The following is a 12,291-nucleotide window of genomic DNA, read 5'->3' as shown; positions in this document are numbered from 1 at the left end:
CACGTAGGCCACCCGGCCCACCCTACGAAGATCGAGTTAGTGCGCAAACTCAGGCCCCCGGCGACAGCGAACCCGCTGATCACCCGGCCGCGAACACTCCCAAGATCAACATCTGTCCGAAGTCAGGTCACACCACTGCCTGCCAGGCCGAACGCGCCGCACGGCACTTCGCCGGACTCCTCCTTGTTCCCTCCGTAGCACTCGCTGACGCCTGGACTACTGGAATACGCGACATCACCACTTTGGCAACACTGTTCGCGGTCGACGCCACCGTCGTGACCGCCCGCCTAGCGCAAATCGGAGTAGAAGCACCGAGACGCGAGGGCCGGGCGATCGACCCAGTTCCCTATTCCGCGCGCAAGGAATGCCGATACTGCCCAGCCCGCACCAGCCTCGCCCGCGGTCGCCGAGCATCATGGATCTCACCGAACCGCAGCGCGATAGCGGAGAGGCAATCATAAGTCACCGTATAGACCACAATCCAGACGCCACCTTCATCACTGCGGTGTTATTCCTTTCAATGGCCCATGCACCAAACAACACCAGTGAGGTTCAAGCCGAACCGATGGCAATCAAGCGGCAACGCGAATACGGCCTCCTAACCGCCAGTGCCCTTGGCGTCGGAATCATCAAGGAGTTCATAGAAATCGGCGTACCCGCCACCGCCCTGCACTACCGGCCACAACTCCGCAAGATGCTCGACTACATACGAAAGCACCCAGACATTCGCTATGCGATCTTCCCCCGCCAAGAACGTTTCGCACGCCACCCCACTCATCATGTCAATCTGCATGAACACTTTGAGCGTCTCGGGGTTAAAGTCAGCTTCTACGAGGCCGTATCTAGACCTATTTTGCATCGACCAACCGATGATCAGAACAACTAAATCCCCAACTCGTACAGGAAGGGACTCGGCGTAACAGGGTACGGCTTTCCGCGTTTCGAAATCCGTACATCAGTGTATACAATATACACACGTTCCCGTGCTCGCGTTATTGTTACGTAGAATTTTCTCCTCGCTTCCGCGATCTCGTCATCAGAAGGATCGAACCCAGGCAAACCGCCATTATCCGCGCCCGCCAATACAACGCAGTCAAACTCAAGTCCTTTCGCGGCGTGGACGGTCGATACATATACATGGCCGGGCGTACGTGCTCTGGCCCCCAAGCCTGCGCGTGTCATATGGGCGGCAGTACCCCCTGAAGATAGCGCAATCCTCATTCTTTGCAGCTCTCGCGCATCCTCGGTGTCAGGTTGTGTGGACACGTTACCAAGAGTGATTTCACAAAATCGGTTGACAAACTCGGAAGCGGACGAAGACCTGGGATATTCCAGCATAAGTTGCACGACGTCGCGGCGTATCGAATGGTCGCTCCGACCTCGCAAGACTGAATCTAGTTCACGTAGTCTCGACGCAACTTCATTGGCGTCCGAATCTACCGACCAAGCAGCCATACTTTCAAGCAGAATGGTGACCGGAGCAGGCTTCCAGTCATCGTCAGAGCGCGAAAATGCGGGAATTCCCTTACTTCGCAAGTGCTTGACAATTTCGTCTCGATCTGCGCCCCAAGGGCTAAGAACAGCTATCTGGTCGTATGCAGTCCCTCTGCTGGCCTCATCTTCAACCAGCTTCATTACATTTCGAGTTTGAGCCACCACTCCACCAGGGGCCGGATGAATCTCAACACTTCCACCGGGTTTATCGGAGATCACCGACCTCGTCTCGCCCAGCGCTTTGAGCGCCGTCGCGATTATTCCGGTTCCACTCCTATAGTTACGCTCCAACTGAATCGAATTGATCTCAATCGCCAGATGACGCAAAAGCTCGGGGCGAGCACCCGAAAAACCATATATCGCCTGATCGGGATCACCCACAGCAAAAAGGGTAGATTTCGTCTCTGGCCCCAGAGTGATTCCGCGAACAATCCGGTCTAGGCCAGGAGCTAGATCTTGATACTCGTCCACGAATATCCTTGAATATGATGCCGATAGCACTCTGCGAACCCAGTCATAATCCTCAACCAAGTTGACTGCATGTCGGATGACATCGCTATATTCGTATAGGCATCGTTCGTCCAAAATACGGTCTATTTCCAAAGCAAGCTGCGCAATTCGCGGACCGCCCAACCGTATATCGCCAGAATAGTCGAGCCGTTGACGCACTTTGTTTGCAGTCGTACGCACAGTAGTGCGCTCATATGGAAGAAAGGTGCTTCGACCAAACGCTTCCTCAAAGACCTCATCTGATTCAGAAGCTGTTGCGAATCGACTCTCCGCGAGATGGCTATTTCCAGCCGCTTTAGCGAATGGCCGAATTATTCTTCCTAACGCAAAGGAATGCACTGTTCCAATAAATATAGTAGCCTGCGAATGAACCCCTAGCCCTGCCAGCCGCCTTCGGAGTTCGAACGCGGCATCGTTGGTCATCGTGATACAAGCTACTCCCTGTGGCGAGCGTATGTCGCCGCTGAGAAGATGGCGGGCCAATTTGGTAGTCAACAGTTTCGTCTTGCCGCTCCCAGGGGGAGCAAGTACCGCACAATGCCCATTCGACTCAAACGCTTCCCACTGCTTGTTATTTTTGGCAAGCTCCGCGACTGCTTTCTCATACGCGCTCACGGTATAAGGTGACTCAATGCTCGGGTAACATATTCGGGTGCATCAAGTCTCGGACATTGCGCCGTGAGCCGTTGAGCAAATCTACCCTTCATCTTTTTTACGTATCCGACAAAGTCTGAACCGCGCAGGTTGCCACTATCACGACTGTCTCTGAATCCTTTGGCCTTGGCAGCGCTCCACTTAAATGAGAGCAATGCATCCATCATTGCAGTAGCGTTGTTGTCACTGGTGTCATACAAATCGGCTTCGAGTGTCTCAACTCCATAGAAGACGCCAAAACTCTCGGGAAGATTTGGGTCTTCTCCGAGCGCAACCGCGATTTTACGAGCGCGGTCAGCACCTGTCTTTCCAGTCCCGGCCGACGGGTCCCCGTCAGTAATCACCGCATATGGGGTCCCAATCGCTCGCAAGAACTTTATGTAGGAGAGGAAATGGGTTCCATGGATAGCGCACACTGTTACACCATGCTCGTCAAAGTTGATATTTGCGTCCGCAAGGCTTGCAGCCAATACCTGCTCCGCGAATCCCTCGACGAGTAGAACTCGACGCGCGAAAACCAGTTCGGACCTAGTGGCATCCAGGTAGCGACCCAAATCGTCCCACTCAGTCTTCGAAAGATCAGCAGTCGCAGCAGCGAAGGCTTCGGTCTCAATGTTAGCATTCCGAAGAATTACCAAACTTTTTGGATTCACTACTGAAACGATATGCGGACTATGTGTCGTAACGATAGTGCTCCGTTTATCGCTATCACTCCGCAAAAGGCCCTCAAACGTACGTCGTTGCAGGTGAACATGCAGGTGCGCTTCCGGTTCTTCTATCGTAATCAGTGCATGTTCAATTTCACGATTATCCAGCAGTCTCTCAATCTTCAGCTGAAGCAGAGCCAGATACAAGACATTGAGTGAACCAAGACTTGCACTCCCCAATGAGCGCTGAGAAGCGCCGTCTATGAACAGTTGCAATGAACGGAGGGTGCGCGCCGGATCAGCTGGAGTAATATCCAACGTAGGATCAAGGCTGTGTATCGGGCCGACAAGCAGTTGACTATGCCCAGCAATGTCAACTCCCGCGTCCTTCACCCCTGGCAAATTGCGTATTGCGGAATTCGCATCTTCCAGAGCAATCTTCACGCGATCCAAATCGGTGGCAGTCGCCGTACGTGAAATTTCTTCCAGAACCGGGCGAAGCGGAGAGCGTCGCCAAGATGCTAGATCGCTCCGCACATCTCGGAGCGCGTGCATATGCTCGTGATAAAGATAGTTACGAAGTTCTCCACCGATTCTCTGGTTCTCGTCATCGCCGCCGTAGATTATCCATTCATATACTGGCGCGCTCTGAGAGTTGGTATTCTGCCGAGGACGGAACTGGTACGTGAGCCTAGCCTTCATAGGACTTCCAGATATCAACGCATCCCTGAGAGTCGCGAGTAGACCAGCATCAGTATCGAAGTGATCAATTTCGACAGAAATCGAGATGATATGACCGTTTGCCATTGGTTCACTCCCCAGGGATTCTGAGAAGTCTTCGTTCGTCAATGTCCGCTGCTGTCCCGACATGCCAGGATCAAGAACGAGTCTGAGCGCATATAGCAAATTACTCTTGCCGCTGCTATTCTCCCCGACTACGACCGCGCCACCATCCAACGTGATGTCCAGTGTGCGGAGGTTGCGAAAGTTCGACACAGTGAATCGGCTCAGCCTCATGCCGGGGTATCTTAGCTTGTAACTGACCAGTAACAGCTGAGCAATCGTAAGAAGTACTGACGAGATCCGCTGTAGTGAACTTTGTACTAGCGACCAGTTCGTCTACGTCGACCGCCTCCGCTAGGCCGCATCGCTACACCGCGCTCGTTCAGCACCCGGCGAACCGTAGTGGCCGTGCTGCCAACCTGCTTTGCGACGGTGGCGAGAGAGTCACCGGCTTGGTACTGCTCGACGGCCTTGTCGATCTGGGATTCGGTGAGGTGCTGTTGCTGGCGCATCGGGACGCCTTGATCTGCCAGGAGCTTGAGAACGGTTCCCTTGCCGAGGTGGTAGCGCTTTTGGAGTTCGAGGGTGGATGTGCCCCGGCGATAGGCTTCGACCAGTTCGGCAATGGTGTCTGCCGACAGGCGACGTGTGACCTTGAATGTGGGCGTGACCTGGGGTTTCTTGCCGGGCTTGCGTCGGTTGGCCTTGGCCTGCTCAACGGCTTGACTGAACCGGGTTAGGGTGTCCTGGTTTGAGTATTTTCTTATGAGGCCCACCATAAGTGCCGTACTCGAATCATTGACCGACAAAACGTCGGCAAGAGATGGTTCGGGCGCGACACCGGAAGAAAACAAATTGGCTATTCCCATGTTCGGCAGGGCCTCCGCATCGCGGGGGCTCTTGTCGTGTCTGGTCCTGGTGCGGCTGTCGTGGCTGTGTGTGCCCTGTTCGGTGCCGGGATCGGTGTACTGGCCGTGTGTGCTGGCCGTGGTGCCCGTTCCTGCTGTGGTTGTGCGGTGTTGGTGGATGCGGTTGGCTTCATGGAGTTCGGCGAACAGTGGGGTCTTCTGGTCGTCGGGGACGGTTGACGGCGCTCGCTGATTTTGGCTCTGTCACACGTTAGGTGACGGGTAGGGGGCGATTGTGTTGGAGCAGTGGAGATTCCGGTAGAACCTCAGCGTGGTCGGTGATGGTGCGGTAGAGGCGTTGCGGTCGTTATGTGGTGGCGAGGACTCGTCGGCGTAGGAGGTCGAATCCGGCTCGGCCGTACATGGCTCGCTTGATCGTTTTGAGCCGATTGACATTTCCCTCGGTAGGGCCATTGCTGTAGGACAGAGACAATCCGGCGACCACCGCGTCCCAGTCCCGACGCAGCGTGATCGCGAACGCGCTGATCTCACGAACACCGCAGGCTTCGGCGCGTTGTGCCCAGTCGGAGAGTTCGTCTCCTCGTAGCTGCCGCAGAATCATAGCGAACTCGGCCGCGAGCTGGGTGGTGACGGCGATCTCCTCGCAGCGTTCGGTGATCGCGCGCAGTCGATCGCGTTCGTCGTCGTCGAGTTCGTCGGGTCGACCCATGATCCAACCGGCCACCTTGCGCGGGGTGATCACAACGGGCGCCTCGACAGGCACACCAGCGACCCGCCAGTGCTGGAGTTGGCGGCGCACCGTCTGGACACTGCCACCGAACCCCAGCGCCACGATCTCGGAGTACAGGACCGTAGCGTTGTCACAGCCCTCGCCCCACCTGCGTCGCAGGTGCGAGACGAACGGGTCGATCAAGCTCGCGCGACGCACCCCGGAGCGCAAGAGATCGTCGAGGTCGGTGCGCGCGTAGCGGCGCACGGTCTTGCGGTCCAGGTGCAATTCCCGCGCGATCGCGCTGATCGTTCGCCCTTGCTCCAGCATGTGTCGGATCTGTGGGTGTTGTCGGGTGATCCGTAGCGCCAAGGTTCCATGAAAGAAGGCGTCCGGCGGATCGACGGGTGGCTGCGGCGCCGCGTCGACCCGGTCCGGTTCCTTGTCCTTCAGGCAGGATCTTTTGCGGCCCAGTACTCGCTCCCCCGCAGCGGTCAGATTGGCGAGTAGATGCCACCTGTCGGCGACGTTGGTCGCCTCGGGCGCGCCGCGGCGAGCGCCCTCGGCGAAGTAACCGGCGCGGTCGCGGCAGATCACCTCGGTACCCGGATGCTCGACCAGCCACGCCGCCAACGCCTCGGCACTGGCTTCGGGCAACAGGTCCACCGGCCTGCGGGTGGCCATGTCGACCAGGATCGTGCCGTACCTGCGGCCTTTGCGGAACGCGAACTCGTCGACACCGATCACGGTCAGCGCACCGACATCCGGCATGGGGAGCGCGCGGATGATCCGCAGCAGCGTCATCCTGCTCACCACACCCACGATCCCCGCACACAACCGCGCCGCGGTTCTGCCGCCCAACGCCAGCGCGCACCGTCGCAGGACCTCACCCAACGCGATACTGCGACGCTGGTAGCGCGCGGTCAGCCCGGGTACCTGCTCGGCGAAGATCCGCCGTCCACACCCGGCGTTGTCGCAGAACAACTTCCGGCCCCGCAACCGCAATTCCGCCGACCGACCCGCGACGGTCAGGTCAGCGACCACACGACGATAGCGACTGTGAACCCGGACCGAGACCACACCACACACCGGACACGGCCGCGGATCCTCCTCGGTCACCGCGTCCACCAGGACCTTCGACCCGACCCCGTCCACACCGACCACCCGCACACCCACCAAGTGCGGCAACAACACCTGCCGCAACGCCTCCACCGCACCATCACCGACCACGCTGAGGTTCTACCGGAATCTCCACTGCTCCAACACAATCGCCCCCTGCCCGTCACCTAATGTGTGACAGAGCCCTATCGGGCACATCGTGCTCAACGTGGCCTCATTCGTCCATCGGTGGTGAGCACTGGTTCGTCTGCCAGGTATGGCAGGTAGTGGCGGATGAAGACTTCTTCGACGAGGTTGCGTCGGCTGTTGACGCCGGTGCGTTCGAAGATGTTCTTGAGGTGGTCTTGTATGGTGGCGGCAGTGATCTGGAGTGTATCTCGGATCTCTTTGGTGGAGCGGCCTCGCAGGATGAGTTGAGTGATCTCGCGTTCACGTGGAGTCAGTCCGTAGGCGTCGAGAACGATGCCGATGAGTTCTCCCGGCTGGCTGAGCCCGATGGAGACATGGGTCTCCGAGGCTCCGTCGTCGGCGTGGTGTGGTGGGGAGGCATGGACGGTGAGCCAGTGTCCGCCTTGACTGCGGACGCGGGCTCGGATCGGGGCACCCGAGGTGGTGGTTGTGCGTGCGTGAGCGGCGATCGCCTGCACGGTGAGCGGGCCGTGGTTGGCGGTGAGAGCCCCGTGTTCCTGTATCAGAGCGAGCCAGTGTCGGGCGGTCGGTGAGCACCGGGTCAACTGGCCATCCGCGTCGATGACCATCCAGCCTGGAGCGTCGGGGACGTCGTTGTTGTCGATGCCGCCGACCAGTAGCGCACGGCGGAGTTCTTGTGCGGCGGGGGTACTCAGCTTCTCGGCGAGGTGCAGTTCCTCAGGGGTGAACGGCGATTGCCGGGTCATCACGAGCAAGCCCCAGCAGCGCCCCCGGTCTCGTACGAGGACGCGCATCTCGTCTGCTTGGCCGAGTGGACGCAGGATGTCGTTGTAGTAGACGTCCTCACTGTCGCCGCTCGCGATCACCGAACTCAGCAGGCTGGCTTGGTTTTTGCCACGTGCCAGATTGCGCAGGTTCGTGGCACCGATCTGCTGGGCGTGTTCGATCTCGAACAGCCGCGGCATCACGTGCTGCGGGAACCCGTGTTCGTGCTGGCCGCCGGTGTCGAGCAGAGTCGTCGGATCCAGCAGCACCGCACACCAGATATCGGCCGGAACGGCACGTACCAACGACTCGGCAGCGACAGTCAGCACATCCAGCGCCACATGGGGTGACGGTGATGAAGTGGACTGGCGGACTTGGTCGTTGAAGTGGTGCAGCAGCGTTTGCGTGCGACGACGAGCGGCTGCTGAGCGCGCCTCCCCTATGGGCCTACTCATGGGCTGATCGTACGCGGGCATCCCAACTTGTTGGGATGGTTCCCGTAACCGATCGGTCCTACGTTGGGATCAGGACTCCGCAGCGTCGGTCCTGTAGCGAGAGGACGCCACATAGCCTGGGGGGGCTGGGGTTTTGGCAGCGTACTCACAACGCATCGAGCCACCGGACAAAGGCTCACGCCACAGGGTTCCAGAACGGACCCTGGGCAGTAGACGATCGGTCGCTGGAGGGGAGCAACCAGTCATCCAACAGAGCCGAGGTTCCAACTATTGGCAACATTGCGAGATTTCGAGGAACAGCCGTGGAGATGAAGTACAAGCTCGCCATCGGCGCCGTGGCAGTGCTGGTCGCGTTGTGGCTGATCACGAAGGCCACCGAACCCGAACCCGACCAACCACACCCGGTGACACCCACCTATCACCAGAATGCACCGCAAGGCGGCGGACTGAAATTCGGTGACAACGGGGGCTACCACGCGGATTATGGCGACTACAAGAACTGCTGGTACAGCAATGACGGGTACGTGTGGTGCGACGGCAAAGCCGTCGGTACGCATTAGACATAGCGCCCTCGACAAGTCTCCTATCATTCGTCGTATTTACTTGACTACCCGGAACCGCATATCAAAGGCGCTGCACCCAGCCCCTTCCCTGGAGTAAGACATGCAATGCTTGAAATGTAAGAAAGATACACCCTTGTCCGATTGGAAACTGGGGGCAACTGCTATCCGGTCGGTGTTTCTCCTCGCTCCACGGTTCGTTCTCGTCGGAGGACCGGCATTGGCGTGGAATTCCACCAAGTCCGCCTACTCCAACCTGACCGGGCGCAAGTCACGGAAGGCAGGGGTTTGTCCGCGTTGCAACGCGATTCACATCATGTGCCCAGACTGCGAAGAGCGAAAGTATGTCCGGGCCAGTGAACTCGGATCGAAGATGCGCTGCAAGACCTGTGGGTGCGATTTCTACTTCGTACCCACAGGAGCATGATCCGCCACGTAAGCTATGCACGAAATATCCACTGGGCCGATTAGCCGCGTCCTATCTCACAGGGTTGCGGCGTCTTCGGTAGCGGAATGGCAATCGAGATCTATTTTGACTAGCGGGAAGCTCTATGAGTAAAGGTGATCTTTATTATTCACAGTCGAAGGACATAAGCCTTTTCGACGCATTTACTGATGAGGGGGTGTATGGCATCGAGAACGCTAATGGCCTTGTCATCGCGATGCGGCGCGTCGACCGACACCTGGTCGTCGAGAAGGTTTCCCTATCGAGCCTGAAGACTTCCAATCGCGTCGAGGTCTACCGCCGCGACTACTTGCGAGGAGCTTTGTCCGCAGATGACGTCGTGGCGAACGCTGAGAAATTGTATGACCGCTACCGATCGGGTGAGCGGTTGCCCTGCTCCAGGTTCGTCAACATGAACGCGGCGGCGTGGGCAATTCTCTGCAAGACCGGACGCTGGAAACGTGAGAACGTCAAACGGCTGAGGTTCGTCAGCGGGCATCCTGTGGGTATGGTACTCAAACTCGCGTACAACGCTATCAACCCAGAATTCAAGACCGTACAGGTGCTATAGCGACTCGGGTGCGCTGTCGCGTTCGACAACTGGTCGAGTAGTCCAACCACGCCAGTGGGATTGAACGGCTGGCCATCAGACTGAAATCTTCGTATACCAGTAGAAACAATACGATGAGGGGATCGATTCCATGGATGCTTCAATCGGGGCCACTGTTCCTAAGTCGGTGATAAAGCGGCTTCTCAACACCGATGTGGGAAAAACGACTCGCGGGTACTGCCCACGGTGCCGGAAACTTACCGAACATGTTCGAGTCAGCAATGCCATACACAACGATAATGAGCTCATGAAACTGTTCTTGAGGGTGGCGGCAGACTGGAACCCCGTGTACAACCTCATCGGTGGACAACCCGCCGCCTGCACTGCGTGCCGCAGGATCAACGACTTGTAGAAGGTCTGGTTCAGCGCGGCGCTGCGTATTCCAACCCGGTGCCTAGAACTACCACCTGTTCCATCCTGATCAATGACTTATCGGCCGAGGGGATGATGATACTTCGCGCAGTAAGCGTGCCGACCGAACAATATCCACCATGCCCCGCGCTCTCCCCGCACCGAACCGAACAGCACGAGCAAGTCTTCATTTTCATACGGACCGTTCGGTCGTTGCGCGGCAACGGATTTGTTACACATCTCGATCAACATCCCGGTAGCGCACATCCCCAGCAATCTCTACACTGGAACCCGGGTACCGAGCGATCATGGATTCGGCACTCACCTCGCAAGGAGGCGCATATGCACGGTCTAACACCGGATTCCGTTCGCAATGCCTTGCCGTCGCAGTACCGCGTTCTGCGTCGTGCCTCCTCATCCTGACGTCGATCAACAATGCGGGATAAGCCTCGCGCTATTCCACCACATTCTCGTCAACTCTAGCCACGGCCGGAAAGGCATAGTAGTCATTGCCGTGCCTCCGCCGTATGTGGCTTGCGCGTGTCGATATGTTTTTCGCGGAAGGGATTTTTCAGCGAGGGTTCGTTTTCTCTGAAAGGAACAGGACAATGGTCGAACCGATCACCACTGCAATTTTCTTCGCGCTCAAGGCCTTGGCGGGGTCGGCTGCTCACGGGGCGGCGACGGCGACGGCGTCGCATGCCGCCACCACAGTCGCAGCCAGTGTCGGCAAGGGACTCTATGTCGCCGCACACTCACCGGGCGTGGCCCACACGATCGCCACCCACGCCGTGAGTGCCTACCAGGCCGGTGGCGCTCTCCAGGCCGCCGAGGTCGTCGGCGGGCTGACCGCCGGAACCGGTGTCGTCTACGGTGTGGCCCAGAAGGCGGACAAGATGCTGAACGGAGCCAGAACCGGCGACTACGGCACAGCCGCCCGCAACGGCCGAAGCATCGCCAAGACGGCGGGGCGGTATCTCGCCTACTGATACGAGTCTCGCGGTGACTGAACGGCGATACTGACACGAGGCCAACTACACACAGCCCCTTCGGGGATCCACCGAGGGGGCTGTGTGTTGTGTAGGCTCTTGTTCGGGGAGAGGGCAGCGTCATGGCGCGCCCATCTATTCAGGTGCGTGACTCAGACCCGAGAGCTTCCCCACCCTCTCGGCCACCCCATCGCCCCCACCTACAAACCCCCATCCACCTTGCTGGATGCCGACTTGCGGAAGCCGAATGATGGTGCCCTTACGGGCACCACAGCACTCTGCGCCCGTGAGCGAATCCGGTGCGCCCTCAGCGTCGTGATGGAGGATGCTCGCCATGGCGAATGCCACGGGATCGAAATGCCGGAGTCCGTTGGACAGGTGGCCCTGCCGCTGCCGCGTCCACCAAGAAGAGATGCGGGATACCCACATCAGTCGTTGCACGAACACGGTCGGATGCTGGTTGTGACCAGGGCGAAGGGTGAAGCGGAAGACAACGTGAAACGGCGGGCGAAGCGGCGCTTCTGGAAAGCCGATGCTACTGCCCGTTGTTCCTAATTCGCTGCCAGATACTCCGCCCGTGCCCCCAGGAACTCCCGCACCTCCGGCACCTTGGCATGCGGTGTAACCTGCCTTGCCAGCATGGTCAGTTTGTTGTGGAGCCGGGTTGACGCCACCCCGTGGATTTGAGCGAGGTTGGTGCTCAGCAGTGTGCAGCCCTTGGCGACATCGCCTGCCCTGATCTGATTCTGGGCTTCGAGGAGGTACCACTCAGCGCGTTCGCGTGGCCAGGCTGCCGATCCGTCGATGGCGGTCTGGAAGCTCTGGGAGGCTGCCTTGCTGTCGCCGAGCGATGTCTGGATGATGCCCACCAGGCCCTCGAACTCCGGACGGGGCAGATAGACCCAATCCGGATCGTGGCCTCGCCCGGATTCGTAGGCGCGGTGGGCACGGCTCAGCGCATTGGATGCGGCAGCGTGGTCACCGAGAGTTCCCTGAGCATCGGCCTCGCGAATGGCCATGAGTGCCCGTAGTCTTGGGCCGCCGCGACGTTGGGTGAACCGTCCTGGATTGGTTGGAGACTCTCGTTTCAGCAAGGGAGACTGCATTCATGGGTGCACCACGGAAGTTCGACGAGGAGACCCGTGCTCGGGCGGTTCGGATGTATGAGGACCGGATCCGCG

The 12,291-nt window shown here is 58.7% G+C and carries 10 protein-coding genes; 4 read left to right on the top strand and 6 right to left on the bottom strand.

The window, feature by feature from the left end; genetic code table 11:
- Positions 1 to 415: 415 nt before the first annotated feature.
- Positions 416 to 886, top strand: coding sequence for a recombinase family protein (locus tag IT779_RS36950; RefSeq protein WP_196154160.1), 471 nt, complete (start codon positions 416 to 418; stop codon positions 884 to 886).
- On the opposite strand, the gene IT779_RS39010 is transcribed toward IT779_RS36950, so the two are convergent.
- The 5 genes from IT779_RS39010 to IT779_RS36925 form a co-directional block, all read right to left on the bottom strand.
- On the bottom strand, positions 883 to 2,619 hold the full coding sequence (locus IT779_RS39010; RefSeq protein WP_196154159.1) for a UvrD-helicase domain-containing protein: 1,737 nt from the start codon (positions 2,617 to 2,619) through the stop codon (positions 883 to 885). The two genes, IT779_RS36950 and IT779_RS39010, sit on opposite strands and share 4 nt — an antisense overlap.
- Positions 2,616 to 4,322 carry an ATP-dependent nuclease gene (locus IT779_RS36940; protein ID WP_196154158.1) on the bottom strand — a complete coding sequence of 569 codons (1,707 nt, stop codon included), beginning with the start codon at positions 4,320 to 4,322 and terminating at the stop codon, positions 2,616 to 2,618. The genes IT779_RS39010 and IT779_RS36940 overlap by 4 nt, the downstream gene beginning before the upstream one ends.
- Positions 4,323 to 4,408: 86 nt before the next feature.
- A complete protein-coding gene (locus IT779_RS36935) occupies positions 4,409 to 4,957 on the bottom strand; it encodes a helix-turn-helix domain-containing protein (RefSeq protein WP_196154157.1) in 549 nt (182 codons plus the stop codon).
- A 346-nt stretch (positions 4,958 to 5,303) separates the two neighbouring features.
- Positions 5,304 to 6,896 (bottom strand): ISL3 family transposase, encoded by a 1,593-nt coding sequence (locus IT779_RS36930; RefSeq protein ID WP_196154156.1) that lies wholly within the window; start codon positions 6,894 to 6,896, stop codon positions 5,304 to 5,306.
- A gap of 92 nt (positions 6,897 to 6,988) precedes the next feature.
- Complete coding sequence (locus IT779_RS36925) at positions 6,989 to 8,176, bottom strand: LuxR C-terminal-related transcriptional regulator (protein WP_196154155.1); 1,188 nt, start codon at positions 8,174 to 8,176, stop codon at positions 6,989 to 6,991.
- Positions 8,177 to 8,457: 281 nt separating this feature from the next.
- Here IT779_RS36925 and IT779_RS36920 point away from each other — a divergent pair, with 281 nt between their 5' ends.
- The 3 genes from IT779_RS36920 to IT779_RS36910 all read left to right on the top strand — a co-directional run bounded on the left by IT779_RS36920 (position 8,458) and on the right by IT779_RS36910 (position 11,110).
- Entirely contained in the window at positions 8,458 to 8,715 is a 258-nt protein-coding gene (locus tag IT779_RS36920; protein ID WP_196154154.1) for a hypothetical protein, read from the top strand.
- Positions 8,716 to 9,266: 551 nt separating this feature from the next.
- Positions 9,267 to 9,731 carry a hypothetical protein gene (locus IT779_RS36915; protein WP_196154153.1) on the top strand — a complete coding sequence of 155 codons (465 nt, stop codon included), beginning with the start codon at positions 9,267 to 9,269 and terminating at the stop codon, positions 9,729 to 9,731.
- 998 nt (positions 9,732 to 10,729) lie between these two features.
- The gene (locus IT779_RS36910; RefSeq protein WP_196154152.1) at positions 10,730 to 11,110 is read left to right on the top strand and encodes a hypothetical protein; all 381 of its coding nucleotides are present in this window, start codon (positions 10,730 to 10,732) and stop codon (positions 11,108 to 11,110) included.
- Positions 11,111 to 11,661: 551 nt separating this feature from the next.
- Here the strand turns inward: IT779_RS36910 and IT779_RS36905 are convergent.
- Positions 11,662 to 12,129 (bottom strand): hypothetical protein, encoded by a 468-nt coding sequence (locus tag IT779_RS36905; protein ID WP_196154151.1) that lies wholly within the window; start codon positions 12,127 to 12,129, stop codon positions 11,662 to 11,664.
- Between the last annotated feature and the right edge of the window lie 162 nt (positions 12,130 to 12,291).

This window comes from Nocardia bovistercoris, from assembly GCF_015674855.1.
GTDB lineage: Bacteria > Actinomycetota > Actinomycetes > Mycobacteriales > Mycobacteriaceae > Nocardia > Nocardia bovistercoris.
The sequence above is the reverse complement of the archived record's forward strand: the minus strand, read 5'-3'. Positions and strand labels throughout refer to the sequence as shown.

Bases quoted from the DNA above. Each gene is read 5' to 3' on its own strand.
- IT779_RS36935 (WP_196154157.1), bottom strand. From the start codon at position 4,957: ATGGGAATAGCCAATTTGTTTTCTTCCGGTGTCGCGCCCGAACCATCT.
- IT779_RS36925 (WP_196154155.1), bottom strand. From the start codon at position 8,176: ATGCCCGCGTACGATCAGCCCATGAGTAGGCCCATAGGGGAGGCGCGC.
- IT779_RS36910 (WP_196154152.1), top strand. From the start codon at position 10,730: ATGGTCGAACCGATCACCACTGCAATTTTCTTCGCGCTCAAGGCCTTG.
- IT779_RS36940 (WP_196154158.1), bottom strand. From the start codon at position 4,322: ATGAGGCTGAGCCGATTCACTGTGTCGAACTTTCGCAACCTCCGCACA.
- IT779_RS36915 (WP_196154153.1), top strand. From the start codon at position 9,267: ATGAGTAAAGGTGATCTTTATTATTCACAGTCGAAGGACATAAGCCTT.
- IT779_RS36950 (WP_196154160.1), top strand. From the start codon at position 416: ATGGATCTCACCGAACCGCAGCGCGATAGCGGAGAGGCAATCATAAGT.
- IT779_RS36905 (WP_196154151.1), bottom strand. From the start codon at position 12,129: ATGGCCATTCGCGAGGCCGATGCTCAGGGAACTCTCGGTGACCACGCT.